The organism is Caulobacter sp. S45 (assembly GCF_903642205.1).
In the GTDB taxonomy this organism is placed as follows: domain Bacteria; phylum Pseudomonadota; class Alphaproteobacteria; order Caulobacterales; family Caulobacteraceae; genus CAHJWH01.
Window position 1 is genome coordinate 1 of record NZ_CAHJWH010000026.1, and the last position, 26,135, is coordinate 26,135.

Below are 26,135 nucleotides of genomic sequence, written 5' to 3' on the forward strand. Positions count from 1 at the left end.
GGGCGCACCCGCCGAGGCCGCGATCATGGCGGGCGGCGCGATCATCGGGCCCGCGGCGATCACGGTCGGGGCCGCGGCGACGGCGGCCTGGCGGGCGACGCGGATCTTCAGGTCGCCCTTCTCCACCTCGATCTCGCTCAGGTCGGTGTCCTTGAGGATGTCTGCGAGGCGGCGCACCAGGCCGGTGTCGATGGCGTCGGGCGCCTCGGCCCGGGCCGGCGGCTCCCGGTCGCCCCCAGGCGCCCTCTCCGGTGGGGGCTCAGCCGGATCGGCGTCCACGGCGGCCGGCTCGTGATCGAGCTCGTAAGGATCGGCCGAGGCCACGTATTCGGCCTCGGGAGTATCGGGGATGGGGGGTAGATCGGGCAGGGCCATGGCAGTCCTTCAGGTTCCGGCAGGCCGCGCGGGGACCAGCCGGGCCGCGGCGTCCAGGGCGAGGTCGTAGCCCTGGACGCCGAAGCCGGCGATCACGCCGGTGGCGGCTAAAGATACGTAGCTGCGGCGGCGAAAGCTCTCCCGCGCCGCGGGGTTGGACAGGTGGACTTCGATCACGGGCAGCTCGCAGGCCTTCAGCGCGTCGAGCAGGGCGATGGAGGTGTGGGAGTAGGCCCCCGGGTTGATGATGATGGCCGCTGCCTCCGTGCGGGCCTCCTGTATCCAGTCCACGAGCACGCCTTCGTGGTTGGTCTGCCGGAAGTCCGTGGTCAGCCCGAGCGCCGCAGCCCGCGCCTCGCAGGCCGACTTCACTTGATCCAGCGTCGTGGTCCCATAGATGTGAGGCTCGCGGACACCCAATAGGTTCAGGTTGGGGCCGTTGAGCACGAAGACGGGTTTGGGCATGCCACCGCGCCGCTGAGCCGAAGGCAGGGCTTGTACAGAGCGTGCCTGCCGGTCACAAGCTCGGCGCGGGGTCCGGAGGCGCTGCACTTGAGACTGGTGCTGAACGGAGAGCCGCGCGAGTTCGAGCGCGCCTCCACCGTGGCGGCCCTGGTCGAGGCCCTGGGGCTGGATACCCGCACGGTCGCGGTGGAGCGCAACCTGGAGATCGTGCCGCGTTCGCTGTATCTGGCCACCGGCCTGAGCGACGGCGATCGCATCGAGATCGTCCACTTCATCGGAGGCGGCTGACATGAACGCGCCCGTCCTTATTCAGTCGGGCCTTAGCCGACCGGGGCAAGGCCTCGCCCCCGAGGCGGAGGACGTCTGGACCGTCGCCGGCCGCAGCTTCCGCTCGCGCCTGATCGTGGGCACCGGCAAGTACAAGGACTACGCCACCAACGCCGCCGCCGCCGAGGCCGCGGGTGCGGAGATCGTCACCGTGGCGCTGCGCCGGGTGAACCTGTCCGATCCCTCCCAGCCCATGCTGGCCGACTTCGTCAAGCCGGAACGCTTCACCTACCTGCCCAACACCGCCGGCTGCTTCACCGGCGAGGACGCGGTGCGGACGCTGCGCCTGGCGCGGGAGGCCGGCGGCTGGGAGCTGGTGAAGCTGGAGGTGCTGTCCCAGACCCGCCACCTCTATCCCGACATGGAGGAGACGCTGCGGGCCTTGAAGCTGCTGGTCGCGGACGGCTTCCAGGTCATGGTCTACTGCACCGACGACGTGGTCTACGCCCAGAAGCTGCAGGATGCGGGCGCCGCGGCCATCATGCCGGCGGCGGCCCCCATCGGCTCGGGGCTCGGCATCCAGAACCGAGTGAACATCCGCCTGATCGTGGAGCAGGCCGGCGTTCCGGTGCTCGTGGATGCGGGCGTCGGCACCGCCTCCGACGCTACGGTGGCCATGGAACTCGGCTGTGACGCGGTGCTGACCAACACCGCCATCGCCGAGGCCAAGGACCCGATCCGCATGGGGCGCGCCATGAAGCACGCCGTCATCGCCGGCCGGGAAGCCTACCTGGCCGGGCGCATGCCCATGAAGCGCTACGCCGACCCGTCGTCTCCGCTGGCGGGGCTGATCTGAGAGCTGCCGAAGGCGCCTCCGATCAGGTCGGGCCGATGTGGGCTGGTCACCTTCATGCATCCGGTAGGGAGCGTACGCCGTAGCTCGTTTTAGTGATGAAGAGGAGGGGTGCGAGAGTGCTCGACGCGCCGCCCAATCCGCGTACGATCCTTCACCATTTCGGCCGCCGTCTTTCTGAGTTCGATGCGCCCTTCGCCAAGAGCCTGGCCCTGCTGGACGTCTCGGCAGGCGAGCCGGTGTCCCACAGCCGCGGGCTGGACATCACGCCCCAGCTCGCCGGCGCGCCTCGGATCGTGACCTCGGGCTGGGCCTGCTACATGCGCCCCCATGAAAGCCGGCGACGTCAGATCTTCGGCTTCCTGTTGCCGGGCGATGTGATCGGCTCCTTCTGGCGAAGGCCGGAATATGCCTTCTGGCGGCTGAGCGCGCTGACGCGCCTGAGCACGGTCTCCGTGGAGGGGCTGCTCGCGGCCGGACCCGACGGACGCTTCGCCTATCCCGAGATCGTCAAGGCCGCCCGTCGGGCCGAGGATCATGCCCACCACCTGCTCGTGGATCACATCGTGCGGCTGGGCGCCCGGGACGCCTATGCGGGCCTGGCGCACCTGTTGCTCGAGCTGCACGCACGGCTGGGACGCGTGGGGTTGGCGAGGGATGACGTCTTCCCCTTGCCGATCGGGCAGCGGGTGCTGGCCCAGACCCTGGGGTTCAGCGTCGCCCATACCAACCACACCCTGCAGCGCATGACCGCGGATGGTCTGTTCGTCGTCGAGGGCGAGGTGGTGCGTCTGCTGCAGCCGGACAGGATGGCGGCCCTGGCGCAATTCGCCGTCAGCGACCCGAAGGCCATGATGCTGGACAGCTCATCCGTGAAGGGCCTGCAACACGAGCCAGAGGTTCACCACCACAATCAGGGCCGCTAGGCCGTAGCCCGTCACCCTTGTCAGCGGGCCGTTCACGAACGCTCCCATTAGGCGCCGGTCGCTGGTGAACATCATCAGCGGGACCACCGCGAAGCCGAGCTGCAGACTTAGCACCACTTGGCTGAAGACGAGGAGTTGGGCGGCTCCATGCTCTCCGGCCAACTCCGTCGCCACCAGCGCGGGCAGGATCGCCAGGCAGCGGGTCAGGAGCCTGCGCAGGGCTGGCGACATCTTCAAAGTGAGAAAGCCCTCCATGACCACCTGGCCCGCCATGGTTCCGGTCAGGGTCGAGTTCTGTCCCGCTGCGAGCAGCGCGACGGCGAAGAGCGTCGCCGCCAGGGGCGCTCCGAAGGTGGGGCTGAGCAGCCGATAGGCGTCCTGGATATCCTCGACGGCGGCATGCCCGGCGCGGTGAAAGGCCGAGCCGGCCAGGATCAGGATCGCTCCGTTGATGAGCAGAGCCACGGTCAGTGCGGCCAGGCAGTCGATGGTCGAGAACCGCACGGCGTCCTTCTTGCCGTGCATGGACAGCAAGGCGCTGCGGTCCCTGGAGATCGAACTGTGCAGGTAGAGGTTATGGGGCATCACCGTCGCCCCAAAGATCCCGAGCGAGATGTACAGGGCCGACGGGTCGCGCAGCATCCTGGCCGGAGGAATGAGCCCGCTCGCCACCACCCAGAAGCCTGGACGGCAGCACACCATCTCGTAGGCGAAGCAGGCCCCGATCACCGCCATCAAGGCGATGACGAACGCCTCGATATAGCGCATCCCACGCCGCTGCAGCATCAGGATCAGAAGGGTGTCGAGCGCCGTCATCGCCACGCCCGCCACCAAGGGAAGCCCGAAGAGCAGCTTCAGGGCGATCGCCGCACCGATGACCTCCGCCAGGTCGCAGGCGGTAATGGCGATCTCGCAGGTGACCCACAACAGCCGCGACACGGGTGCGGGAAAGCGCTCACGACAGGCCTGGGCCAGGTCCCGCCCGCTGGCGATCCCCAGGCGCAGGGAAAGCCACTGCAGGAACATGGCCGCAAAGCCGGACAGCAGGATGACCGGCAGGAGGGCGTAGCCGAACCTGGAGCCCCCGGCGATGTCGGTCGCCCAGTTGCCGGGGTCCATGTAGCCGACGGCGACGAGATAGCCAGGACCGGCGAACGCTAGCAGCTTTCGAGCGAAGCCGGGCATGCGGCTTGTCGTATGCTGAACAGCGCCGCCGGTCTCGACCTCATCAAGCCGGTGCTCCGGCGAAACCGCCTTCGCCGAAAGGGCCGAATGCGCCATCGCACCTCACTGACCGTTCATGGAAAATGACCGTTGTGGCTTGGGGTTCCTTCTGCAAGCAAAATACGCGGTTTGTTTACGTTCAGAAACCTGAACAGCTAGAGTGGCGGAGTTATTGAGAAGAGGAGATCTGGACAGGAGTAAGGCTTGACGTAGTTGGAGCCGAGAAAAAGTTGTGTATCAGGGGCATATATCAGGCTGTAATTTCTGCACAGCTCTGGCTAGTATGTGTTAAATGCCTTCGTGCCGGCCTGGGCGTGGGAACACCCTTACGAGCTTGGCGGGAGCGCCGGATCTTCTCCGGTTGACCACGCGCCGCCCGGCGCAGATGAGGAGCGAGAGATGGACGTGACTGTGACCGCCGACGCCGCCGTGCTGAGCGAGCTCAAGGACCGTCGCGCCAAGCGGCGTGAGGAGCGGCGGGACTTCTTCAGGCTGGCCGGTGGTGTGGCCGCGGGGGCTGCGGGCACGATGGTCCTGACCGCATGCGGCGGCCATTCGACCTCGACTGCGTCCGCCCAGAGCTCGACGCCCTCGGACGCCGACATCCTGAACTTCGCCCTGAACCTCGAATATCTGGAAGCGAACTTCTACAGCTACGCCGCGACGGGGACCTCGATCGACTCCAGCCTCATGACCGGCACGGGCACGCAAGGCGCCGTCATTCCAGGTCACAAGGCGGCTTTGACTTCCCCTCTGGTCATCGCCTACGCGAACGAGATTGTTAAGGACGAGATCAACCACGTCAAATTCCTGCGCGGCGCACTTGGAACGTCCGCGGTCGCCCAGCCGGCGATCGACGTCTCGCCAGGCGGCGCTTTCACCACCGCCGCCATGGCGGCCGGCCTGATCACCTCGGGCACGTTCGATCCCTACGCCAGCGACGAGGCCTTTCTGCTCGGCGCCTATATCTTCGAGGACGTGGGCGTCACCGCCTACCACGGCGCCTCGCCCCTAATCAGCAAAAAGACCTATCTGGACGCCGCCGCCGGCATTCTGGCGGTTGAGGCCTACCATGCGGGTCTGGTGCGCACCGCCCTCTACGCCCTGGGACTGCAGCAACCTGCTCCCGCCATCGACCCCTATGCCGCAACGGCCGCCATCTCGGCCCTGCGCGCAAAGCTCGACGGCACCAACAACGACGACCAGGGCATCGCCGGCGCCAACTCGACGATCTCCAACATCGTCGACGCGGACAGCAACACCATCGCCTATGACCGGACGACGGGCCAGGTGCTCAACATCGTCTACGGCACGGCGGCCGCGGCCGCAGGCGGGCTGTTCTTCCCCAATGGAATGAACGGGAACATCCGTATGAGCGCCTGATCCTCAAGGCGCCTTCGCAACGTCGGGTCGGGTGTCGCAGGCGGACTGTTCGCGCAACAGCCCGCCTCGATGCCTCTCCGTGAAGAGGCAAGGTTGCGAGATGACACGAGGCCGCGGCGCCGCGGCCTCGTCGTCGGCGTGGCGATAGAGCGGCAAGGAACAACACCCAACCTGAGTAGTTGGGGCGCTATCAGAGTTTCGGGAGATCGTCATGAGTCGTGCATTCACCTGCTTGGCTGCAGCCCTTAGTATGTCAGCCGCAAGTCTCGCCTTGGCCCAGGACGCACCTCCCCCGCCCATGACGCCGAGCGCCATGGCGGACATGGCGAAATCACCCGGCGCCTATGTCACCGCCGCCGGCCAGAGCGACAAGTTCGAGATCACCGAGGGCAGGCTCGCCGCGCAGATGGGCTCGAGCGACAAGGTCCGCGCCTTCGGGCAGAAGATGATCACCGATCATACCAAGAGCACCATGAAGGTCATGGCGGCGGCCAAGATGAGCGGGCTTCCGAAGATGCCGCCGCCGGCACTCCGGCCCGACCAGCAGGACATGGTGGCGCAGCTCAAGGCCGCCTCAGGCCCCGCGTTCGACAGCCTGTACATCCAGCAGCAGATGCAGTCGCACCAGCAGGCTCTAATGGTGCAGCAGAACTATGCCAAGCATGGCGCCGACATGCACCTGAAGATGGTGGCGATGAAGACCGTTCCCGTCGTCCAGGAGCACATCTCCATGCTGCAGAACATGGGCTCGGGTATGTAAACCCGGCCGAGACCGGTCACGCTGCAGCGGCTATCGCGTTCGGCGATAGCCGCTGCAATGTGCTGACAGCCGCCCTTGCTGAGCGTCAGGCCGCCACCTTTCGGGGCACCAGCCGTTCGCTTTTCAGCGCCGTTTCGGCGCCGGAGTAGCCGCTCTCCGTATATTCGGCGTCCTCGTTGACCTGCCAGGTGTCGTACTTGCGGGAGCCTACCAGGATGTTCTCCGCCGTCAGCATGGCGGTCATCATGGCGTGATCCTGATTGTTGTACTTGTGCATGCCGTTGCGCCCGACGAGGTGAAGCGTGGGATATTTGCTCTCCAGTTCCTGGCGCACGGCCTCGACATTCGCCTGGTAGGCGTCGTCGTAGACGGGGTAGGCCTTGGGCTGGCGCACCACCGCGGCATCCACCACGTCGCCGGGCTGGATCAGGCCGATGCGGCCGATCTCGCGCTTGGCCAGTTCCACCAGGTCCGCGTCCGGCGATGTCCAAAGGCCATCGCCCTCGAAGCAGAAGTATTCCAGGCCCAGGCACGCATAGCCTGGCGGCGCCATCTCCGGCGACCAGGACAGGAAGTTCTGGATGCGGCCGACCTTTACGCTGGAGTCGTGAATGTAGATCCAGTTGTCAGGGAACGACTTGGCCGACTCGATCCGGGTGATCAGGGCCACGGTGATGAAGTCGCGGTAGCGCAGCGCCTCCGCCTGGGGCGTGCTGACCGGGCGCGGGTCGACCGAGCCGACCAGGTCAGTGATGGCGGCCGAGGAGATCACGTGCTCGGCGGTGAGATCGGACACCTCGCCCTCCTCGCCGTTGCGGGCGCTCACCACCCAGTGGCGGCCCTTGGCGTTCCAGCGCAGGCGTTCAAGCGAGGTGTCCATGAAGACCTGGCCGCCCATGGCTTCGATCTTCTTCGCCGCCGTCTCCCACATCATGCCCGGCCCCTGGCGGGGATAGCGGAAGCTCTCGATCAGGGTCTTGACCCCGCCCTGCCGGCCGAGCGCGGCGGCCTGGGTCTTCTTGTTCAGCCCCAGAGAGCGCTTCACCCCATCGATGACGGCGGCCGAAAGGCTGAGGCCCTTGATGCGCTGGGCGGCCCAGTCGGAGCTGATCTCGTCGCAACTCATGCCCCAGACCTTTTCGGTATAGGTCTTGAAGAAGATCGAGAAAAGGCGCTCCCCAAACTGGTTGCGCACCCACTGGTGGAAGGTTCGGGGATCCTTGATCGGCGTCAGCTTGGCCAGGCCGTAGGAGGCCATGCACAGGCTGCTGGTGAAGACGCCGAGGTTCTTCAGCGCCTCGAAGGCGCGCAGCGGATAGGCATAGTACTTGCCGCCGTAGTAGATACGCGAGAGGCGCGGCCGGTCGATGAAGTCGTCCGGCAGAATCTCATTCCAGAGGTCCACCACCTCCTTGGCCTTGGAGAAGAAGCGGTGGCCGCCGATGTCGAAGTGGAACTCTCCCTCCTTCGACGTGTAGCGCACGGTGCGGCTGATCCCGCCGACATAGATGGGGTCGCGCTCGATGACGATGACCGATTTGCCGGCCCTGGCCAGCAGGTAGCCGGCGGTGAGGCCGGCTGGGCCTGCGCCGATGATCAGGACGTCGACGTCTGCGCTCATGCGACCGGGATATCCGAGATGACGGGCTCGCCGGTGATCGTCTTCGGCGCCGCGAAGGTGAAGAAACGCTGGCCGGTATAGGAGAATACAGTGGCCACCCCCGCGCCTACGATCAAGGCCAGGGTGCGAGGCAGATGGGGAGCCTCGATCCCCAGGCCAAGGAAGACACCATAGCTGATTCCCTGCGACACCCCCGTCACAAGCACGTAGCGCATGGCCTCGGCCAGATGGCCGCGGCCGCTGGGCGCAAAGGTCAGCCGCCGGTTCAGCGTCCAGGTGACTCCAGTGGCGACGCCGAGCGCGATCAGCCATGCCCCCGTGTCACCCAGCCCCAAGCCTTTGAAGAGGGCGGTGAACAGCAGGCTGTGCACGGCCAAGCCAGTCACGCCCACGGACAGGAACTTCAGGGACCCTTGCGGGGCGCGGGCCATCAGCCGCTTTGCGGGGGTATGAAGCGGAAAGCGAATGGGCATAGAAGAGACCTCGACTGCTCCCGGGCGTATGGTCGCCGACCCTCGGGTCGCGGACTCTCGCCCAGAAGCCTCCAAGACCCGGTAAACACGAGACCGTGACCTACGCCAAGCTGAAAGCGAGCGATCCACGGCCGCGCGCTCCGTCGTCGAGTTTCGACCCAAGCCGGCTGCTGGTCGCGTCGCCCGATCTGAGTAAGCGCTGGAGGCTGGTGCTGCTCGCCCTGGCGGTGACCGCTACGATGGCCGTGTGGCTGGGCGTGCTCAACTGGGACAGCCTGGACTCCGGCTATGGCGACACGGACGACGCCACGCGCCTGGTGGCGGTTCGTGCTCTGCTGGACGGGCGCAGCTGGTGGGACCAGCTGGTCACCCGCTTCCAGCCGCCCATGGGGCTGTGGATGCACTGGTCGCGCCTCCTGGACGGCGGCATCGCCGGCCTGGATCGCGTGTTCCGGATCGCCCTGTCGGCGGAGGATGCGGAGTTCGCCACCCGCTTCACCTGGCCCCTGCTGTGGATATTCCCCGCCGTCCTGGCGGCGCTGACCAGCGCCCGCAGGCTCGGCAGGGGCGTGGTGAACAATGCTGCGGTGGTCGTGTGCGCGGTGATCCTGGCCAGCGACCTCTACCTCTACGTCCAGTTCCGGCCGGGGCGCATCGACCACCACGACGTGCAGATGACCTGCGCCTTCCTGGCGCTCGCCGGCGCCACGCTGCCGTCACGGGTGAAGGGCGCGGCCATCGCCGGCGTCGCCACGGGGATCGGCATGGCGGTAGGGCTGGAGAGCCTGGTGTTCAGCGTCGCCATCGGCGGCATGCTCGCCCTGCGATTCGGCTTCTACCGGGAACAGGCGGGGCGGCCCAGGCCTATGGCGTGGCGCTGGCCCTGACCACCGCGCTCGCCTTCGCGATGCAGACGCCGCCCTGGCGCTGGGGCGTGGAGGCTTGTGACATGCTCTCCTGGAACCTCGTCGCCGCCGTGTTGGTGGCGGGGCTGGGCCTGGCTGCGCTGGGGCGCTTCGCCGCCGGACTTCCCTGGATGGTGCGCCTGGGTCTGCTGGCGGGGCTGGGCGCTGTGTCGGGCGGCGTCTACCTGGCGCTCTACCCGCACTGCATCCACGGCTTCTTCGCCGACGTGGACCCCCGCATCCGCCCCATCTGGCTGAACTACGTCCAGGAGGTGCGGCCGATCAACGTCGTGCTGAAGCGCAACCTTGGCGACGGGATGGAGCGGATCGCGCCCTGGGCGCTGGGCGGCGTGGCCTGGCTGCTGCTGGGCGTGCGCGCGGAGAGCCGTCGCGACTTCGCCTACTGGCTGAACGGCCTGTGCTTGGCGCTGGGGATCGCGGCGGCGGCCGGCGCCATCCGCATGACCGGCTACGCGGAATGGTTCGGCGTGCCCGTCGTATCGGCTGCGGCTGCAGAGGTGCTGGCCTGGAGCGGCTATCGCAACTGGCTGGCCGTGGTGCTGGCGGCGGCGGTGGCGAGCCCGGTGACCGCCTCGGGCATCGCCAGCCAGACGGCGGTGCGCATCGCCTCGCTGCTGCCGTCCAAGTCGCACGCCAAGCCTTCGGTCCAGGTGAGGGGAAGCAAGAAGAAACCGGCTCCGGTGGATCGCTGCTTCGACATCAACGCCTATGAAACTCTCGACGACGCGGAGCCGGCGGGGACCGTATTGGGCGAGGTGGACCTTGGCCCCTTCGTGCTGGCCAACACCGACCACAGTGCGCTGGCCGGTCCCTATCATCGCATGAGCTGGGGAATACTGCGCGCCCACGCCATCCTGAAGGCGCCCGCAGACGGCGCGTCGGCCGACCTCGCGCGCCAGGCGGGCGTTGCCTACGTGGTGGAGTGCCGGATGCACGCGGGCCACGGCGACCGGGCCGACATGGCCAAGACCTCGCTGCAGAAGCGCCTGGACGCCGGCCAGCCGCCCGGCTGGCTGCAGCCCCTGTCGGTGAGGACCGACCCGCTGCAGGTCTACCGCGTCTTGGCGCCTGGCCAGGTAGCGGGGCCGGCGCCCGCCCCGCCAGCGAAGGCCGCACCGCCCAAGGCGGCTTCCCCCAAGGCGGCCAAGGCTTGACCCGCCTCTGGCGCTGGCTCGGCCGCACCTGGAAGGCCCTGTTGCTGTGGGAGCTGAGCGCGGTCGCCTGGGCGATCCTGGCCTCCTACTTCACCCTCGGCCGGCGGGGCCACCTGGACTGGACCCACCACGCCATCGGGCGCGACTTCATCAATTCCTGGACCGCAGGTCACCTGGTCCTGTCGGGACAGGTGAACGACGTCTTCAATCCGCCCCTGTTCCTCGCCCACGAGCGCGCCCTGTTCGATCCGCGCCTGCCGTTCCACTTCTGGTCCTATCCTCCGCCCAACCTGTTCCTGGTGCTGCCGCTAGGGTTCACGCCCTACATGGCAGGGCTGGTGCTGTGGAGCCTGGCGGGACTGGTGGCGCTTGGCTTCGCGCTGCGGGCGTGGACCAGGGATCCCTGGACCTGGGCCATGCTGATGCTTGCGCCGGCGGAGGCGGTCAATATCGGGCTTGGCCAGAACGGCGCCTTCACCGCGGCGCTGCTGATCGGCGGCCTGAGCGTGATCGACCGGAGGCCAGCCCTGGCCGGAGCGCTTCTGGGCCTCCTGATCTTCAAGCCGCAGATCGCCGTCCTGCTGCCGGTGGCCGTGCTGGCGGGGCGGCGATGGAGGACCATGTGGGCCGCCGCCGCCATGGTCGTCGCCGTGCTCGGCGTGTCGCTGCTGGCCTTCGGACCGGCGCCCTGGGCCGGCTTCTTCGGTCCGACCCTGACCACCCAGGGGCTGATGCTGCGGCAGGGCCACGGGCCTTTCATGTGGATGATGCCGTCCGCCTACATGTCCGCGCGCACCTTCCACCTGCCCATGGTCCAGGCGCTGGAGGCGCAGGCGCCCTTCACCGCGCTGGCGGCGGCGATCACCGGCTGGGCCTGGTGGCGGCGCGACAGGCCGCTAGAGTTGCGCGCCGCCATTCTTATGCTGGCCACCTTCGTGGCCAGCCCCCAGGCCTTCAACTACGACCTGATACCAGCCGCTGTGGCCGCTCTGGTGCTGCTGCGCCGCGACCGGCTGGTCTTCGTCGGCCCGCCGCTGGCGATGCTGGTCTGGGCGGCGCCGGTGGCCATGATGGGGCTGGAATGGCTGCACGCGCCGATCACCCCGCTGGTGCTCGCCGCAGCGCTGGTGCGCCTGGCCATGCTGGCGAATGCGGGGCGACCGCAGCCGCTGGCGGCCACGCCGTCAGCCGCCTAGGCGCGATGGCCGACCGCCCGCTCCAGGCCCTGTTCGCGCCGGCCGCAGGACCGGCGATCGGCGGCGGCCACCTCATGCGCGACCTCGCCCTGGCGCAGGCGCTGGAGGCGTACGGCCTAAGCTGCACCTTTGCCACGCCGCCCTGGGGCGAGCGGCTGCTGCAGCGCTTCGCCGTCTCGCCGCCGAGCATACATCCGCTCGCCCGCTCCGGTGAGCCGAAAGCGATCGCCGCGGTGCTCGGCGCCCTGGCCCCGGACCTCCTTGTTCTGGACGACTACAGCCTGGCCGCCGCGGACATCGCGCCGCTGATGCATCCAGGGTTGCGCATCGCTGTGATCGACGACCTCGCCAACCGCGACTACGCCTGCGACCTGCTGGTCGATCCAGGGTACGGGCGCTGCGGGGGGGATTACGTCGGACGCGCGCCCTCGACCTGCGAGGTGCTGACCGGGCCGTCCTACGCGCTGCTGCGACCGGAGTTCGAGCGCCTGGAGACGCCGGCGCCGGATGCGGGGCCGGTGCGCCGCGCCTTCGTCTCCTTCGGCCTCAGCGACGTAGGGGCGATCGCCGCCCGGGCGGTGGAGGCGTTGCGTCCGCGCGCCCCGCACGTCCGTTTCGACGTGGCGCTCGCCTCCGATGCGGAGAGCCTGCCTCGGCTGCAGGCCCTGGCCGCAGCCGATCCCGGCCTGGTGGTGCACCCGGACAGTCGCGGCGTGGCGGCGTTGATGCGGGCGGCCGACGTGGCGGTCGGTGCAGGCGGCTCAGCCACCTGGGAGCGCTGCGCCCTGGGACTGCCGACCCTGGCCGTCATCGTGGCGGACAACCAGCGCCCGATGGTCCACGGAATGGCCGAAGCCGGCGTCCTGCTCGGGATCGAGATGGCAGGGGTGGACTTCGACGGGCGGCTTGCGCGCGCCTTCGACCGGCTGTGTCGGCCAGAGGTGCGGGCCTCGCTCCACATCGCCGCCCGGAGCGTGTGCGACGGGCGGGGCGCATCCCGGGTGGCCGAAGCGCTGCTCCGCCTGATCCGCTGCTGAAGGCTTGGCGCTCATTCTTGGCGGCCCGGCCGGCGGGGTCCCGGGCTAGGCGTCGCCCAGGATTGCGCTAAGGGTCCGCCTGCTCCTCGCCCTCACGCCGGGCGCAGATAGACAAACCCCGATCTGAAAGCCCCCAATGCGTTCTCGCCGTCCCACTCTTCTGCTGCTCGTCGCAGGGCTCGTCCTGACGGGATGCGGCCAGGGAGGGGGACGCCGTCCCCATCGGCCAAGAGGTCCGGCGATCGCGCCGGCCGGGACGCTCAACGCCGGCGGCGAGCCGCAGTGGAGCGCCCAGGTTCGCGGGGATCAGCTGCGCTTCAGCACGGGAGAGACCTCCGCGGTCAGCGTCAAGGCCGGGCTCGCCGACCACGGCAAGGCGGGCGCCGCCTGGAGCGGGCCGCTGGCCGCGGTCCCAGGCCAGCCTCCGGGCGTGCTGAGGCTGACCGCGGTCGCCAAGTCCTGCGTGGATGCGCCCACCGGAATGACCTATCCGTTCACCGCCACCGTCGAGGTGGGAGGCCATCGCTACACTGGCTGCGCGGCTCCGGCGGGACAGGGGCTCGGGCCGCGTAGCTGAGCCCGCCACCTCCGGTTCGTCGCCTGCGGCGATATCTGCTATGCAGACTTGATGGCCGATGGCGAGATCAGGACCCGCGCAGGCGCGGACGGCAGGGCCGCGTTCGGTCGCGGCTTCCTCTACGACCTCTGGTACTTCGTGGAGCTGGGCTCGGCGTTGAAGCCCGGCGCCATGAGCCGCTACGAGGTGCTCGGCGAGCCCGTCCTGCTCGGGCGCGACCGGACGGGTGGCGTCTTTGCGCTCCGCGACATCTGCCCTCATCGGGCGGCCCCGCTGTCGGCCGGCGCGCTCGCGCAAGGACCGGGCGGCGCGGCCGAGGTGGCCTGCCCGTACCATGGCTGGCGCTTCCGCACCGCCGACGGGGTCTGCGCCGCCATCCCCTCACTGGCGGAAGGCCAAGAGATGGATCCTTCCCGCATCCGGGTGCGCAGCTATCCGGTGCGAGAGAGCCAGGGGCTGATCTTCGTCCACATGGCCGCCGATGCACGAGTGGCCGACCCGACGGACCCGCCGCCGGTCTTCCCCGGCGTGGTCGGCGGCGCGCCGAAGATCGTGGAGCGGATGGACTTCGACAGCCACCTTGATCACGCCATCGTCGGGCTGATGGACCCCGCCCACGGCCCCTATGTCCACCAGCAGTGGTGGTGGCGCTCCCAGGCCAAGCAGCTGGACAAGGCCAAGCGGTTCGAGCCGCGCGAGCTGGGCTTCGCCATGGTCCGCCATGCGCCGTCCAAGAACAGCCGGGCCTACCGCCTGCTGGGCGGGGCGCCCGAGACCGAGATCACCTTCCGCCTGCCCGGCTTGCGGTGGGAGCACGTGCAGGTGGGAGCGCTGAGCGTGCTCGCCCTGACCTGCCTCACGCCGGTGACGGCGGCCAAGACCCGCATCACCCAGCTGATCTGGTCCGACCACCCGGCTTTCGCGCTGCTGCGGCCCCTGATCGCGGCCGGGGCGCGGCGGTTCCTGAAGCAGGACGGCGACATGGTGAACCTGCAGAACGAGGGCCTGCGCTACGATCCGCCCCTGCTCTGGATCGACGACGCCGACCGCCAGGCCAAGTGGTACCAGGCGCTGAAGCGCGAGTGGGCGGCGTCATGGGCGGAGGGCCGGCCGTTCGTGAACCCGGTGCAGGCGACGACGCTCCGGTGGCGCAGTTGAGCGGCGGCGAAAGGCTCAAGGCCGTCGTGAGCGAGAGCGCCGGCGTTCCATTCGGCCTCAGGATAAGGCGAAAGCTGACCTTAGCGAGCGCTGATCGGGGGCGGTCATGATCGCCGCGCTCCTCGCCGGCGCCCTGCTGATTGTCGTCCTGCTGGTCGTCTCCGCGCTATTCTCCGCCGCCGAGACCGCGCTGACCGGCGCCAGCCGCGCCCGCATGCACCAGCTTGAGCGCGAGGGCGACAAGGCCGCCGGCCGCGTCAACCTGCTGATCGAGAACCAGGAGCGGATGATCGGAAGCGTGCTGCTCGGCAACAACCTGCTGAACATCCTGCTTTCCTCGCTGGTCACCGAGTTCCTGGCCCACGTCATCCCTGGGGCCTGGGGCGTGGCCATCGCCACGGGCTTGGTCACCTTCCTGGTGCTTGTCTTCGCCGAGGTGCTGCCCAAGACCATCGCCATCGCCCGGCCGGACGATGTGGCCCGCGGCCTGGCGGGTCCGGTCCAGGTGACCATGGCGGTGTTTGGGCCGGTGATTGCGGCGGTGCAGTCCCTGATCAAGGTCACCTTCCGCCTGTTCGGCCTGGACCTGGACGAGGCCGCCGACGAGGCTTTCGCCCAGGCCGAGATCCGCGGCGCGATCGAGTACCACCACGAGGAGGGCCTGGTGGAGAGCGGCGACCGCCGCATGCTCGGCGGCGTGCTGGATCTCGCCGGCATGGACGTGGGCCAGGTCATGGTCCACCGCACCAACATCACCCTGCTCGACGCCGCCGAGCCCGCCCGCGAGGTGATCGCCCAGGCTCTTGAGGCGCCTTTCACGCGCCTGCCCCTCTATCGCGGCGAGCCCGACAACATCGTCGGCGTGCTTCACGCCAAGGACCTGGCCCGGGCCATGGAGGCGGCGGGAGGCGACCTCGACGCCATAGACATCGCGCAGGTCGCCAACGAGCCCTGGTTCATCCCTGACACCACCAACCTGAAGGACCAGCTCCAGGCCTTCCTCAAGCAGCGCAACCACTTCGCCCTGATCGTGGACGAGTATGGGGCGCTGCGCGGCCTGGTGACGCTGGAGGACATCCTGGAGGAGATCGTCGGCGAGATCGAGGACGAGCACGACGACACGGTGGAAGGCGTCCGCCGCCAGCCCGACGGCTCGGTGAACGTGGATGGATCAGTTGCGATCCGCGACCTGAACCGCGCCTTCGACTGGAAGCTGCCCGACGACGAGTGGGTGACCGTGGCGGGCCTGGTCATCCACGACGCCCAGATGATACCGGAGCCGGGCCAGACCTTCATCTTCCACGGGCACAGGTTCCAGGTGCTGAGACGCCAGCGGAACCAGATCACCGCCTTGCGGGTCAGCCCGCCTCTGGCGGAGGCGGTGAGCTAAGGGCGGACGCCAGATTTTGAGTCCCGCGCGGCCGCTCCGGCAGAGCGCGCGCGGTCACCCGATCGCGGTGCCGCCCACTGTCAGGCCGCCGAGCTTCATCGAGGGCTGGCCGACGCCCACCGGCACGCCCTGGCCGGACTTGCCGCACACGCCAATGCCGGGGTCGTAGGCGAAGTCGTCGCCGATCATCTGAACCTTGGTGAGGACGGTGGGGCCGTCGCCGATCAGGGTGGCGCCCTTCACGGGTGCGGTGATCCTGCCGTCCTCGATCAGATAGGCCTCGGTGCACTGGAAGACGAACTTGCCGTTGGTGATGTCCACCTGACCGCCGCCGAAGTTGGCGCAGTAGAGGCCGCGCCGGGTGGAGGCGATCATCTCCGCCTGGCTGTGGCCGCCGCCGAGCATGGCGGTGTTGGTCATGCGCGGCATCGGCATGTGGGCGTAGGACTGTCGGCGCGCATTGCCGGTGGGGGCCATGCCCATCAGGCGCGCGCTCATGCGGTCGTGCATGTAGCCCACCAGCACGCCGTCCTCGATCAGCACGGTGCGCTCGGTGGGCGTGCCCTCGTCGTCGATGGTGAGCGAGCCGCGGCGGCCCGGCTCTGTCCCGTCATCGATGACGGTGACGCCCGGCGCAGCCACGCGCTCGCCGATGCGGCCGGAGAAGGCGCTGATGCCCTTGCGGTTGAAGTCGCCTTCCAGGCCGTGGCCCACAGCCTCGTGCAGCAGCACGCCGTTCCAGCCGGGGCCCAGCACCACGTCCATCTCGCCGGCGGGGCAGGCGACGGCGTCAAGGTTCACCAGGGCCTGGCGCAGCGCCTCGTCCACCTGGGCCTGCCAGTGCTCGGGCGCGACCCAGGTGTGGAAGCTGTTGCGGCCGCCGGCGCCGGAGCTGCCGTTCTCGCGCCGGCCGTCACGCTCCACCGTCACCGAGACGTTGACGCGCACCAGTGGGCGCACATCGCGGAGAAGCCGGCCGTCGGCGCGCAGGATTTCCACCACCCGCCGCTCGCCGGCGATCGAGGCGCTGACCTGGACGATGCGCGGGTCGCGGGCCCGGGCGAAGGCGTCGATCTCCTGCAGCAAGGCCGCCTTGTCGCCGAACACGGGGTGGGCGAGGGGATCGTCCTCCCCGTACAGCTTGGTGTTGGTCTGGCGCGGCGCGTCGGCGGCCTGGCCTTCGTAGCCCTCGCGGACATGGGCGGCGGCGTCGGCCGAGCGGCGGATGGCGGCGGCGCTGATCTCGCTGGAATGGGCGTAGCCGGCCTTCTCTCCCGCCACGACGCGCAAGCCGAAGCCCTCGGTCGCGTCATAGGTGGCCGACTTCAGCCGGCCGTCGTCGAACACCAGCATCTCGCTCTCGGAGCGTTCCAGGAACAGCTCCCCGTCGTCGGCGCCGTGCAGGGCGGATTGCAGGATGGCGAGCGCGTCGGCGGTGTCGACCTCGGAGGTCTCGAGGATGGAAGGCGTGGGGGAGAGCGCGTTCATGTCCGATAGATTGCGGTTACGGCGATGTGAGGCAAGAGCCCGTTTGGCGCCGTAGAACTTGCCTCCAGCTTCACGATCTTTGCACCCCGTCCTGAACCTAAGCTCCCTCGGACGGTTCATTGGCGGCGCAGCAGGGAGCCGAGCATGGCCATCTTCAACAAAGACATGATCGATACGACGACGAGGAACAAGTTCTACCAGAAGGAAGTCTATCTCGACGACAACTGCCAGATCGTCATGATGAACATCGAGGCGGGCGACGACATCGGCGAAGAGACCCACGACGCCGACCAGACCACCTTCTTCGTCTCCGGCGAAGGCTCGGCGGTGATCGACGGCCACAGCACCAAGGTGGGCCCGAACCACATGATCGTGATCCCCAAGGGCGCCAAGCACAACATCATCAACAAGGGGGCTGAGCCGCTCAAGCTCTTCACCGTCTACTCCCCACCTGCCGAAGATCCCGGTGTGTCGCATAAGACCAAGGCCGAAGCCGAAGAAGCCGAGAAGGACTGAGATCCATCGTTCGGAGCCGCCCGCGAGCGGGCGGCTCCGGCTGATCCGTTGATCAGCTGACCGGGATCGTGTTGTCGTCCGAGTTCCTGTCGATGGCCTTGTTGTAGGGGTCTACGCCGGCGAACTTCGGCAGGCGGTCGACGGTGAAGGTGAAGCTCTGCTTGCCGCTGTGCACCGCCAGGTGCTTGAACAGGATGACGTCCTTGGGCCCGAAGTCGGCCTTTCCCGGCTCGCGGGCGAATAGGGCGATGTCGAAGGGCTCGTTCAGCGGCGCCTCGGCCTCCTTGCCCTGACCGTTGGCGTAGAGCTTCTTGGCCGAGACCTGCAGGGTGACGTCATAGCGACCGTCAATACGCTTGTTGGACGAGGCGTGGACGGCGCGCAGGTCGTAGAGCGTGATCTTCTCAAACAGATCGGTGATCAGCTGCTGCTTGTCCGGCCCGACCTCGGCCCGGAGGTCGGCGATGAAATCCTTGGACGCGGGGTAGGGCGCGCCCTTGAAGGCGTAAGTGTGGATCAGGCGGCGGAGCGCCCGGTTGACGGCGGCTTCGCCCACCTCGTCCTGCAGCCGGTACATGACCAGCGAGCCCTTGCGGTAGTGGATGTAGCCCTGGTCCTCCACCCGCTCCAGCGGCAGCTCCTCCACCGCCTCAGCCCCGCGGGAGCGCAGGTAGCTGTCCAGCTCGAACTTCAGGAACTTGCGTATCTGGTCGGGGCCGTAGAGGTGCTTCATGGCCATGAGCGCGCTGTATTGGGCGAAGGTCTCCACCAGCATCGAGCCGCCTTGCATGTCGGCTGCGATGACCTGGTGCGCCCACCACTGGTGGCCGAGCTCGTGGGCGGTGACGTAGGTCACCATGTCGATCTTTGCCTTGTCGCGGGTGTCCACCAGGAAGCCGATGCCTTCCGAATAGGGGATGGTGTTGGCGAAGGACTGGGCGAACTGGGCGTAATCCGGGAACTCCAGGATACGCATCTGGCGAAACTGGTAGGGGCTGAAGTTGGCCTGGTCGTAGTCGAGGCCGACCTCCAGCGCCTTGATCATCCGGTCGACGTTCCAGGGGTGCTGGGGGTCGTAGTAGACGGACAGGTCGACGCCTTTGTAAGGGACCGTCTTGACCGCGTACCTGGCGGACTGGATGGAGAAGAAGTCTAGGATCGGGGCCTCGGTCCTGAACTCGGCGACGTGGCGGCCGTTGGCGACGCGGTCTGCGATCCGGTAGCCGGGGGCCATGGGCGTCTGGTCGGCGACGGTGGACACGGTGATGTCGCTGTTCACCCAGTCCGCCCCGTGGGTGATGCCGTTGAACCTGCGCGCGCCGTCGTCCTCGAGCTTGGGCGGGCGCAGGTCGGGGGACAGGTGGTATTTGCGCCGCTTGGCCCGGTCCTTCAGCAGCATGGCGCGGTCCATGCCGATGATGGGCGCGACCTCGAAGCTGTCGAGGAAGCTGCCGTTGCGGACGATGCGCGTGGTGTTTCCGCCGTTCCTGAACCCATGCTGGCTCCGCCGGGCGGTGAAGGAGAGCGAGCGTTTCTCGCCCGGCAGCAGCGGTGTGTCGAAGGCGAAGATGCGGTAGTTGAAGCGGTCGTAGGTTCGGAGCGGCCGCGCGCCCTCCACCGACAGGGCTTGGACGGTCAGGTCGCGCTCGAAGCGCACGTGCAGGGTGCGGATCGGCGCGGATGTCTTGTTCTGGAAGACATAGACGCCGCGGCTGATCGCGTAGGGACCGTCGGGGTACAGGTCCACCATCAGCTTCACGTCGGTGACCTTGGGTTGGGCCACGGTCTCGTAAGGCAGCAGCGCCTTCTCGTAGTCGGCGAGGAAGCGCTCGTCCCCGAGTGCGGTGCGGTAGGGGTTCCAGACGTTGGTGTTGAGGTAGATGAAGCCGCCGACACTCACCGCGCCCAGCAGGGAGATGGCGAGCACGACGCCCGCCGGTCCCGCCAGCCGGCGGGGCAGGCGGCGCAGGCGCGGGCGCAGGCTGGCGTCAGCCCCGCGACGCCAGAGCGCCGCCGACAGGACGCAGAGGCCGAGCGCGATCAGGCTCCAGTAGGTCAGGAACCAGGTCCGGGCGAGCCCGGCCATGCCCTGGTCGTTCATGTCCGACAGGGGCACGTCGGGCGAGCCACCGTAGATGTAGAGGTTGTGCTCGAAACCCATTTTGGGGAGCACGATGGTCGAGATGATGAACACCACCATCAGCCCCCAGCCGACGAACTTGTGGGGGCTGAGCGTCTGCAGGAACACGGCCAGCACCGCGATCAAGGCGACGTTGACGGTCTCGGGCAGCAGATACCAGCCGACGTACTTGCCAAGCTCGAAGTGCGGGAAGCCGCGGATGAGCTGGACCACGATGGCGGCGAGGATGCTGACCGCCAGCATGGCGAACAGCACGCCGATGATGGCTACGATCTTGGGCGCGGCGAACACCCAGTCCGGCGTCGGCGTGGCGTCCACCAGCACGTCGGTATTGCGGTCGCGCTCGCGCCAGACCAGTTCGCCCGCATAGTAGATGGCCACCACCAGCGGGATGAAGGTGAAGCTGCCCCGCAGGACCTGGATCAGCACTCTGGCGACGGGGAAGATATCATCGCCGTAGATGCTGTCGGTGGTGGTGAACCACAGCCCTGCGCCGCTGTTGAACACACCCAGCGCCAGCAGGACGAAGAAGGCCGGGCTCTTGAACACCTGGCCCATGTCCAGCCGTGTGCGGGCGAGGAGCTGGCTCCGGGCGGCGGCGTTCGATGTACATCGCGGCGCGGGCGGGGTCGGCGCCGTCCGTCGTGGCGCCGGGCGGCCGGTCTCGGCGGCGGAGTCCAGCGCGTCGCGCCGTTCGGCCTCCCGCTTCTTCACCTTGCCGACCGGCGCCTCGAAGCGGAACAGGGCGTAGGCGGCGGCGAGCGCCACCACGCCCGCGCCGGTCCAGATCAGGCGGTTCCACAGTAGCGCGCCGGCGAAGGGCACGAGCTGGGTGTTGCGCTCGGTGGCGGTCCAGTAACGCGTCGCATTGCCGAAGGCGGCTGTGCCGAACGGCTCCACATAGGCCATCAAGGTGCGGAACTGCGGCTTGGCCGCAAGCGCGACGGCCACCAGGTAGACGATCATGAAGGCGACGACGCCCACATAGGTCGCCATCAGCGACCGGGTTGCGGTGGCCAGGGCGAAGAAGGCGGCGCAGACCAGGAACAGGGTCGGCAGCGCCAGCGCCACATAGGTGTAGGCGTAGGCGTCCAGCCGCAGCGGCCCGAGCTTCTCCGCATCCACCCAGGGCATGGCCGAGCCCACGATCATGGCCAGCGGAATGAACAGGAAGCACAGCGCCGCCGCGATGAAGGCCCCCAGGAAGCGGCCGTAGAGATAGTCGAACTTGCCGAGCCGGGTGGCGCGCAGGATCGGGCCGTAGCCGGTGTCGTCGTCCCTCACCACCACGTTGGCGACGAACGCGGTGGAGACGAACATGAAGAACAGGCTGAAGATGAGCTGCGTGACGGCGATGGCGCTCGGCGAGTTCACGTGCACGTTGGCGGTGGAGCCGAGCTGGATGGTGTCGCTGGCCACCGAGCCGAAGGTCAGCAGGAAGAACAGCAACCCCGCGACCCAGAAGATGGGACTCTTCAGCTGGTAGCGGAGCTCGAAGCCCGCGACGGCGGCGAACATCGGCTCAGGACGCCTGCTGCGAAGACGCCTGCTGCGAAGACGCTTGGCGTGCGGTGTGGAGGCTGGAGAAGTAGACGTCCTCCAGTCCGCCTCGATGATGTGCAAAGCCGTCACCGGGATCGCCCGGGCTCAGCACATGCACCACCGTGCGGCCGCCGGCCAGCCGTGTGGAGATCAGCTCGTAGCGGTCGCGGAGCGCGGGGATGTCGGCCTTGTCCACCGTCTTGGTCCAGATGCGGCCGTCCAACTCGGCCATCAGGGCGGCGGGCGCGCCCTGCCGCACGATGCGCCCCCCCGCGATGATGGCCATGGCCTGGCAGAGGTCCGACACGTCCTCAACGATGTGGGTGGAGAGCAGCACGACCACGTTCTCGCCGATCTCGGCCAGCAGGTTCAGGAAGCGGTTGCGCTCCTCAGGGTCCAGGCCTGCGGTGGGTTCGTCCACGATGATCAAGCTGGGACCGCCGAGCAGGGCCTGGGCGATGCCGAAGCGCTGGCGCATGCCTCCCGAAAAGCCCGCCAGCGCCTTCTTGCGCACCCCGTAGAGGTTGACCTGTTCCAGCAGCCGCTCGACCTCGGCACGGCGCGCTTTGGTATCGGCGAGGCCCTTCAGCACCGCCATGTGGTCCAGCATGTCGAGGGCGGACACGCGCGGGTAGACGCCGAAATCCTGGGGCAGGTAGCCCAGGGTCGCGCGCAGCCGCTCGGGCGTCTTCAGCACGTCGATGTCGTCGAAGCGGATGTGGCCGGAGCTCGGCGTCTGCAGGGTCGCGATGCAGCGCATCAGGGTGGACTTGCCGGCGCCGTTGGGGCCGAGCAGGCCGAACATGCCCCGCGGCGCTTGCAGCGTCACCCCGTCCAGCGCCCGCACGCCGTTCGGATAGACGTGGGTCAGGTCGTCGATCTGGAGCATTGCGCGGTTCCCTCGCCGTGCGCGACGCTGCATGGCCAAGCCTGACGGCGCAAGTGAAAGACCGGTAATCCGGCATGTCGCGATCGGTGGAAAGCCGGGACCGGACGCGGTAGTCTGCTCCGTAATGACCCGCTTCGCCGTATCTCCGCTCGCCCCCACAACCTTGCCGATCCAAGGGTCGGACGCCGTCTTCCCCGTCCGGCGTGTTTTCTGCGTGGGCCGCAACTACGGCGCACACGTCAGGGAGATGGGGGGCGACACGAAGGACCAGCCACCCTTGTTCTTCACCAAGCCTGCGGATGCGGTGGTGGCGCCGGGCGGCGCTGTGACCTATCCGCCGGGCACCTCGGACTTCCACCACGAGATGGAGCTGGTCGTGGCGCTGAAGGCGGGGGGCGCAGACGTAGCGCCTTCGGAGGCGCTGGAGCTGGTCTACGGCTATGCGGCCGGCGTCGACCTGACCCGCCGCGACCTGCAGACTGCGGCCAAGAAGGCCGGCCAGCCCTGGGACAGCGCCAAGGCCTTCGACGCCTCGGCCCCCGTGGGCGCTATCCGCCCGGCGACGGGCGAGGCGCCCGCCGGCGCCATCCGCCTCAGCGTCAACGGCCAGGTGCGCCAGGACGGACGGCTGGGCGACATGATCTGGAGCGTGGAGGAGATCATCGCCGAGGTGTCCAGGCTCTGGCGGCTGGAGGCGGGCGACCTGATCTTCACCGGCACGCCCGAGGGCGTCGGCGCGCTGGCGCGCGGCGATTTTGTGGAGGGCGAGATCGAGGGCGTCGGCTCGGTCGCCTTCACCGTCGCCTGAGGTGTCGTCCATGTGCGAGACGCGCCACCCCGACATCCCCGACCTGCTGGCCCGCAACCGCGCCTGGGCCGAGGCCAGGACCGCCATCGATCCCGGCTTCTTCAAGCGCCTAGTGGCCCAGCAGAGCCCGCCCTACCTGTGGATCGGCTGTTCCGACAGCCGCGTGCCGGCCAACGAGATCGTGGGGCTCGATCCGGGCGAAATATTTGTGCACCGTAACATCGCCAACCTGGCTCCGCCCCAGGACGCCAACTTCCTGTCGGTGCTGCAGTATGCGGTCCAGGTGCTGAAGGTGCGCCACATCCTGGTGGTCGGCCACTACGGCTGCGGCGGGGTGCGCGCCGCGTTCGAGAACCTGAGGCTCGGTCTCATCGACCATTGGCTCTCGCCGATCCGGGCGCTGGCCCAGGCCAGGGCGGCGGAACTGGCGGTGCTTGCGGACGATACGGCGCGGCTGGACCGGCTCTGCGAGCTGAACGTGCTGGCGCAGGTCGAGAACGTCTCCACTAACCCCTTCGTGGTCGACGCCTGGGCGGCGGGCGCCGATCTGACCGTGCACGGCTGGTGCTATTCCCTGGCCGACGGTCTGGTCACCGATCTGGGGGCGAGGGTGGATGGGTCCCACTCGTCTCTTCCGGCGCGATAGCCTGCGCCACCCGCAACAGGTCGCCCGCGCCGGCCATGGCCAGCAGCCCCTGCAGGTCCGCCCTCGCCAGGGCGACGCAGCCTTCGGTCGGCCCGTAGTCCGGCCGGGCGACGTGCAGGAAGATGGCCGATCCCAGGCCGGGGACCGGCGGATCGTCGTTGTGGCCGAGCACGCAGACCAGGTCGTACAGCCGGTCCTCCCGCCACATGCGCTCATGGCTGGCGGGATAGGGCAGCCTGACCTGCCGGTTGTAGGCGCGGTCATAGGGCGCGTCGCACCAGCCGTCATCCCTGGCGATGGCTGCGCAGGGCAGGGCGGTGACCGGCGCGCCCACCCAGTCGGCGCGATAGAGCACACGCCGCAGACGCCAGGCCCCCAGCGGCGTCGCCCCGTCGCCTTCCCGCTTGTCCGAAGCCGCGATCACGCCGGTGCGCCCGAGCGCGCAGGCGACCTCCCGACCCCCGAGCTGCATCCGGCCGTCGCTGCAGGCTGTGAAGATCAAGTGGCGCACCTCCCCCCGCTTTGCGCAACGTCTGCGCGTGGGCCATATGCAGCTTCATGGCCCAGCAGAAAACCATCCTGATCGTCGACGACGACGAGGACCTCCGCGGCGCCCTGGCCGAGCAGATCGACGAGGAGGACGAGCTCACCACGCTGCAGGCCGACACCGCTCGTTCCGGCATAGCGAGCGCCCAGGCGAACCGCCCAGACCTGATCCTGATGGACGTCGACCTGCCCGATCTCGATGGCCGCCAGGCCTGCGCGGAGCTTCGCCGCGACGGGGTGACCGCGCCGATCATCATGCTCACCGCCGCCGCCGAGGACGCCGATGCGGTCCAGGGACTGGACGCCGGCGCCGACGACTACGTCACCAAACCGTTCCGCTATGCCGTGCTGCTGGCCCGCATCCGCGCGCAGCTGCGCAGCCACGAGCAGTCCGAGCACGCCGTCTTCCACATCGGTCCCTACACCTTCCGCCCGTCACAGAAGCTCCTGACCGACGAGCGCCAGCGCAAGATTCGCCTGACGGAGAAGGAGACCAACATCCTGAAATACCTCTATCGCGCCGGCGAGAAGCCTGTGCCGCGGGAGGAGCTGCTGACCCAGGTCTGGGGCTACAACGCCGAGGTCACCACCCACACGCTGGAGACCCACATCTACCGCCTGCGCCAGAAGATCGAGCCGGAGCCGGGATCGGCGCGGCTGCTGCTGACCGATGCGGGGGGATATCGGCTGGCGTTGTGAAGGGCGTGGGCTGCAGGCCCCCTCAGTCACGCGTGCCGCGTGACAGCTCCCCCAAGGAGGGAGCATCTGAGCGCGGCGCCCTTCGATCCTCCCCCTCTGGGGGAGGTGGCGGCGAAGCCGACGGAGGGGGCTCGCAGGCCCTCACACCTGCAGGTCCACCGTCACCGGCGTGTGGTCCGACGGCCGCTCCCATTCGCGCACCCGGTCATGCACCTGCGCCGACACCCGCCCGTCCCCACGCGCCGCTCCCATCAGTCCCGGCGACGCCCACAGGTGATCCAGCCGCAAGCCCCGGTTCGACGCCCGGAAGTTCGCCGCCCGGTAGCTCCACCAGCTGAACAGCTTCTGCGGGTCCGGAACCGCCTCGCGCACCAGGTCGGTGAAGCCGAGCGAGGCCTTCAGCTCCGCCATCGCCGCCACCTCGATCGGCGTGTGGCTGACGATGCGCGACATCTGGCGGTGGCTCCAGACGTCGTGCTCCCCTGGGGCGATGTTGAAGTCGCCGGCCAGCAGCAGCGGCGCGGACGGGTCGCGCGGCGCCATCAGGGCGGTCAGGCGCTCGTAGAAGTCCAGCTTGTGGTCGAACTTGGGGTTCAGCGCGCGGTCCGGAGTGTCGCCGCCCGCGGGGATGTAGAAGTTCTGCACCTCCACGCCGGCGATCACGCCCGAGACGCAGCGGGCGTGTCCCTCGCGGCAGACCGCCAGCCCCGGCGCGTCCTTGATCGGCAGGCGCGAAGCGATGGCCACGCCATGCCAGCCCTTCTGCCCGGCGATCTTCAGGTGCATCAGGCCCATGTCGGCGAAGGCCTGCCGGGGGAACTCGCCCTCTCGACACTTTATCTCCTGCAGGCAAAGAACGTCTGTCCCGCTCTCGGCCACGAAGCGGGCCACCTGCTCGTGACGTAGCCGTACGGAGTTGATGTTCCACGTCGCCACCCTCAGGCGCATGCGTCGCTCCAACCCTCGGCGCGGGATCTAGAAGCCTGCGGGGAAAAGATGAAGCCCGGCCGTGGGGGAACGGCCGGGCTTGCAGTGCACCGCCCGGACCGGGAGGGGATGGTCCGATCCGAGCCGGG

The 26,135-nt window shown here is 68.5% G+C and carries 25 protein-coding genes and 1 pseudogene; 16 read left to right on the top strand and 10 right to left on the bottom strand.

Annotation, left to right across the window (positions count from 1 at the left end):
- Together HUV06_RS16190 and aroQ are read right to left on the bottom strand one after the other, a co-directional pair.
- Positions 1-375, bottom strand: a pseudogene (locus HUV06_RS16190) (hypothetical protein); the annotation flags it as partial.
- 9 nt (positions 376-384) lie between these two features.
- A complete protein-coding gene (gene aroQ, locus HUV06_RS04685) occupies positions 385-840 on the bottom strand; it encodes a type II 3-dehydroquinate dehydratase (protein WP_174300116.1) in 456 nt (151 codons plus the stop codon).
- Between the two features lie 87 nt (positions 841-927).
- Here aroQ and thiS point away from each other — a divergent pair, with 87 nt between their 5' ends.
- The 3 genes from thiS (at position 928) to HUV06_RS04700 (ending at position 2,886) form a co-directional block, all read left to right on the top strand.
- Positions 928-1,128: a sulfur carrier protein ThiS gene (gene thiS / locus HUV06_RS04690; protein WP_174300117.1), complete on the top strand. Its 201-nt coding sequence runs from the start codon at positions 928-930 to the stop codon at positions 1,126-1,128.
- 1 nt (position 1,129) lies between these two features.
- Positions 1,130-1,963, top strand: a complete 834-nt coding sequence (locus tag HUV06_RS04695) for a thiazole synthase (RefSeq protein ID WP_174300118.1) — start codon at positions 1,130-1,132, stop codon at positions 1,961-1,963.
- A gap of 116 nt (positions 1,964-2,079) precedes the next feature.
- Positions 2,080-2,886, top strand: a complete 807-nt coding sequence (locus HUV06_RS04700) for a helix-turn-helix domain-containing protein (RefSeq protein WP_174300119.1) — start codon at positions 2,080-2,082, stop codon at positions 2,884-2,886.
- On the opposite strand, the gene HUV06_RS04705 is transcribed toward HUV06_RS04700, so the two are convergent.
- The gene (locus HUV06_RS04705; RefSeq protein ID WP_217433634.1) at positions 2,827-4,071 is read right to left on the bottom strand and encodes an Nramp family divalent metal transporter; all 1,245 of its coding nucleotides are present in this window, start codon (positions 4,069-4,071) and stop codon (positions 2,827-2,829) included. The genes HUV06_RS04700 and HUV06_RS04705 overlap by 60 nt on opposite strands.
- Before the next feature lie 438 nt (positions 4,072-4,509).
- On the opposite strand from HUV06_RS04705, the gene HUV06_RS04710 reads away from it, so the two are divergent.
- Positions 4,510-5,493: a ferritin-like domain-containing protein gene (locus HUV06_RS04710; protein WP_174300121.1), complete on the top strand. Its 984-nt coding sequence runs from the start codon at positions 4,510-4,512 to the stop codon at positions 5,491-5,493.
- A 250-nt stretch (positions 5,494-5,743) separates the two neighbouring features.
- The gene (locus tag HUV06_RS04715; protein ID WP_174300122.1) at positions 5,744-6,253 is read left to right on the top strand and encodes a DUF4142 domain-containing protein; all 510 of its coding nucleotides are present in this window, start codon (positions 5,744-5,746) and stop codon (positions 6,251-6,253) included.
- 85 nt (positions 6,254-6,338) lie between these two features.
- On the opposite strand, the gene HUV06_RS04720 is transcribed toward HUV06_RS04715, so the two are convergent.
- Positions 6,339-7,874, bottom strand: a complete 1,536-nt coding sequence (locus tag HUV06_RS04720) for an NAD(P)/FAD-dependent oxidoreductase (RefSeq protein ID WP_174300123.1) — start codon at positions 7,872-7,874, stop codon at positions 6,339-6,341.
- Positions 7,871-8,305, bottom strand: coding sequence for a GtrA family protein (locus tag HUV06_RS04725; protein ID WP_174300124.1), 435 nt, complete (start codon positions 8,303-8,305; stop codon positions 7,871-7,873). The genes HUV06_RS04720 and HUV06_RS04725 overlap by 4 nt, the downstream gene beginning before the upstream one ends.
- Before the next feature lie 251 nt (positions 8,306-8,556).
- On the opposite strand from HUV06_RS04725, the gene HUV06_RS04730 reads away from it, so the two are divergent.
- The 7 genes from HUV06_RS04730 (at position 8,557) to HUV06_RS04760 (ending at position 15,785) form a co-directional block, all read left to right on the top strand.
- Positions 8,557-9,234: a hypothetical protein gene (locus tag HUV06_RS04730; protein ID WP_174300125.1), complete on the top strand. Its 678-nt coding sequence runs from the start codon at positions 8,557-8,559 to the stop codon at positions 9,232-9,234.
- Positions 9,219-10,427, top strand: coding sequence for a hypothetical protein (locus tag HUV06_RS04735; RefSeq protein ID WP_174300126.1), 1,209 nt, complete (start codon positions 9,219-9,221; stop codon positions 10,425-10,427). Before HUV06_RS04730 ends, HUV06_RS04735 begins: the two co-directional genes overlap by 16 nt.
- On the top strand, positions 10,424-11,623 hold the full coding sequence (locus HUV06_RS04740) for a glycosyltransferase family 87 protein (protein ID WP_174300127.1): 1,200 nt from the start codon (positions 10,424-10,426) through the stop codon (positions 11,621-11,623). Before HUV06_RS04735 ends, HUV06_RS04740 begins: the two co-directional genes overlap by 4 nt.
- A 5-nt stretch (positions 11,624-11,628) precedes the next feature.
- Positions 11,629-12,660, top strand: a complete 1,032-nt coding sequence (gene pseG, locus HUV06_RS04745; protein WP_174300128.1) for a UDP-2,4-diacetamido-2,4,6-trideoxy-beta-L-altropyranose hydrolase — start codon at positions 11,629-11,631, stop codon at positions 12,658-12,660.
- Between the two features lie 136 nt (positions 12,661-12,796).
- Positions 12,797-13,237 carry a hypothetical protein gene (locus HUV06_RS04750; RefSeq protein ID WP_174300129.1) on the top strand — a complete coding sequence of 147 codons (441 nt, stop codon included), beginning with the start codon at positions 12,797-12,799 and terminating at the stop codon, positions 13,235-13,237.
- A gap of 51 nt (positions 13,238-13,288) precedes the next feature.
- Positions 13,289-14,395, top strand: coding sequence for an aromatic ring-hydroxylating dioxygenase subunit alpha (locus tag HUV06_RS04755; RefSeq protein ID WP_174300130.1), 1,107 nt, complete (start codon positions 13,289-13,291; stop codon positions 14,393-14,395).
- A gap of 106 nt (positions 14,396-14,501) precedes the next feature.
- Positions 14,502-15,785 (top strand): HlyC/CorC family transporter, encoded by a 1,284-nt coding sequence (locus tag HUV06_RS04760; RefSeq protein WP_174300131.1) that lies wholly within the window; start codon positions 14,502-14,504, stop codon positions 15,783-15,785.
- A gap of 54 nt (positions 15,786-15,839) precedes the next feature.
- On the opposite strand, the gene tldD is transcribed toward HUV06_RS04760, so the two are convergent.
- The gene (gene tldD, locus HUV06_RS04765) at positions 15,840-17,273 is read right to left on the bottom strand and encodes a metalloprotease TldD (protein WP_174300132.1); all 1,434 of its coding nucleotides are present in this window, start codon (positions 17,271-17,273) and stop codon (positions 15,840-15,842) included.
- 144 nt (positions 17,274-17,417) lie between these two features.
- Here tldD and HUV06_RS04770 point away from each other — a divergent pair, with 144 nt between their 5' ends.
- On the top strand, positions 17,418-17,789 hold the full coding sequence (locus tag HUV06_RS04770; protein WP_174300133.1) for a cupin domain-containing protein: 372 nt from the start codon (positions 17,418-17,420) through the stop codon (positions 17,787-17,789).
- A 52-nt stretch (positions 17,790-17,841) separates the two neighbouring features.
- On the opposite strand, the gene HUV06_RS04775 is transcribed toward HUV06_RS04770, so the two are convergent.
- Together HUV06_RS04775 and HUV06_RS04780 are read right to left on the bottom strand one after the other, a co-directional pair.
- A complete protein-coding gene (locus HUV06_RS04775) occupies positions 17,842-21,447 on the bottom strand; it encodes a M1 family aminopeptidase (protein ID WP_174300134.1) in 3,606 nt (1,201 codons plus the stop codon).
- 4 nt (positions 21,448-21,451) lie between these two features.
- Complete coding sequence (locus tag HUV06_RS04780) at positions 21,452-22,360, bottom strand: ABC transporter ATP-binding protein (RefSeq protein ID WP_174300135.1); 909 nt, start codon at positions 22,358-22,360, stop codon at positions 21,452-21,454.
- A 124-nt stretch (positions 22,361-22,484) separates the two neighbouring features.
- Between HUV06_RS04780 and HUV06_RS04785 the strand changes: the two genes are divergently transcribed.
- A complete protein-coding gene (locus tag HUV06_RS04785; protein WP_174300136.1) occupies positions 22,485-23,168 on the top strand; it encodes a fumarylacetoacetate hydrolase family protein in 684 nt (227 codons plus the stop codon).
- A gap of 10 nt (positions 23,169-23,178) precedes the next feature.
- The gene (locus HUV06_RS04790) at positions 23,179-23,814 is read left to right on the top strand and encodes a carbonic anhydrase (protein WP_174300137.1); all 636 of its coding nucleotides are present in this window, start codon (positions 23,179-23,181) and stop codon (positions 23,812-23,814) included.
- On the opposite strand, the gene HUV06_RS04795 is transcribed toward HUV06_RS04790, so the two are convergent.
- Positions 23,759-24,316, bottom strand: coding sequence for a L,D-transpeptidase (locus HUV06_RS04795; RefSeq protein ID WP_217433635.1), 558 nt, complete (start codon positions 24,314-24,316; stop codon positions 23,759-23,761). The genes HUV06_RS04790 and HUV06_RS04795 overlap by 56 nt on opposite strands.
- Before the next feature lie 56 nt (positions 24,317-24,372).
- Between HUV06_RS04795 and HUV06_RS04800 the strand changes: the two genes are divergently transcribed.
- Entirely contained in the window at positions 24,373-25,059 is a 687-nt protein-coding gene (locus HUV06_RS04800) for a response regulator transcription factor (RefSeq protein WP_174300138.1), read from the top strand.
- Between the two features lie 141 nt (positions 25,060-25,200).
- Here the strand turns inward: HUV06_RS04800 and HUV06_RS04805 are convergent, their stop codons facing one another.
- Positions 25,201-26,007 carry an exodeoxyribonuclease III gene (locus tag HUV06_RS04805; RefSeq protein WP_174300139.1) on the bottom strand — a complete coding sequence of 269 codons (807 nt, stop codon included), beginning with the start codon at positions 26,005-26,007 and terminating at the stop codon, positions 25,201-25,203.
- Positions 26,008-26,135 lie beyond the last annotated feature (128 nt).

Coding starts and splice junctions, on each gene's coding strand:
- HUV06_RS04805 (WP_174300139.1), bottom strand. CDS start 26,007: ATGCGCCTGAGGGTGGCGACGTGGAACATCAACTCCGTACGGCTACGT.
- HUV06_RS04720 (WP_174300123.1), bottom strand. CDS start 7,874: ATGAGCGCAGACGTCGACGTCCTGATCATCGGCGCAGGCCCAGCCGGC.
- HUV06_RS04695 (WP_174300118.1), top strand. CDS start 1,130: ATGAACGCGCCCGTCCTTATTCAGTCGGGCCTTAGCCGACCGGGGCAA.
- HUV06_RS04755 (WP_174300130.1), top strand. CDS start 13,289: ATGGCCGATGGCGAGATCAGGACCCGCGCAGGCGCGGACGGCAGGGCC.
- HUV06_RS04775 (WP_174300134.1), bottom strand. CDS start 21,447: ATGTTCGCCGCCGTCGCGGGCTTCGAGCTCCGCTACCAGCTGAAGAGT.
- aroQ (WP_174300116.1), bottom strand. CDS start 840: ATGCCCAAACCCGTCTTCGTGCTCAACGGCCCCAACCTGAACCTATTG.
- tldD (WP_174300132.1), bottom strand. CDS start 17,273: ATGAACGCGCTCTCCCCCACGCCTTCCATCCTCGAGACCTCCGAGGTC.
- HUV06_RS04760 (WP_174300131.1), top strand. CDS start 14,502: ATGATCGCCGCGCTCCTCGCCGGCGCCCTGCTGATTGTCGTCCTGCTG.
- HUV06_RS04710 (WP_174300121.1), top strand. CDS start 4,510: ATGGACGTGACTGTGACCGCCGACGCCGCCGTGCTGAGCGAGCTCAAG.
- HUV06_RS04750 (WP_174300129.1), top strand. CDS start 12,797: ATGCGTTCTCGCCGTCCCACTCTTCTGCTGCTCGTCGCAGGGCTCGTC.
- HUV06_RS04770 (WP_174300133.1), top strand. CDS start 17,418: ATGGCCATCTTCAACAAAGACATGATCGATACGACGACGAGGAACAAG.
- HUV06_RS04780 (WP_174300135.1), bottom strand. CDS start 22,360: ATGCTCCAGATCGACGACCTGACCCACGTCTATCCGAACGGCGTGCGG.
- HUV06_RS04725 (WP_174300124.1), bottom strand. CDS start 8,305: ATGGCCCGCGCCCCGCAAGGGTCCCTGAAGTTCCTGTCCGTGGGCGTG.
- pseG (WP_174300128.1), top strand. CDS start 11,629: ATGGCCGACCGCCCGCTCCAGGCCCTGTTCGCGCCGGCCGCAGGACCG.
- HUV06_RS04705 (WP_217433634.1), bottom strand. CDS start 4,071: ATGCCCGGCTTCGCTCGAAAGCTGCTAGCGTTCGCCGGTCCTGGCTAT.
- HUV06_RS04790 (WP_174300137.1), top strand. CDS start 23,179: ATGTGCGAGACGCGCCACCCCGACATCCCCGACCTGCTGGCCCGCAAC.
- HUV06_RS04715 (WP_174300122.1), top strand. CDS start 5,744: ATGTCAGCCGCAAGTCTCGCCTTGGCCCAGGACGCACCTCCCCCGCCC.
- HUV06_RS04800 (WP_174300138.1), top strand. CDS start 24,373: ATGGCCCAGCAGAAAACCATCCTGATCGTCGACGACGACGAGGACCTC.
- HUV06_RS04785 (WP_174300136.1), top strand. CDS start 22,485: ATGACCCGCTTCGCCGTATCTCCGCTCGCCCCCACAACCTTGCCGATC.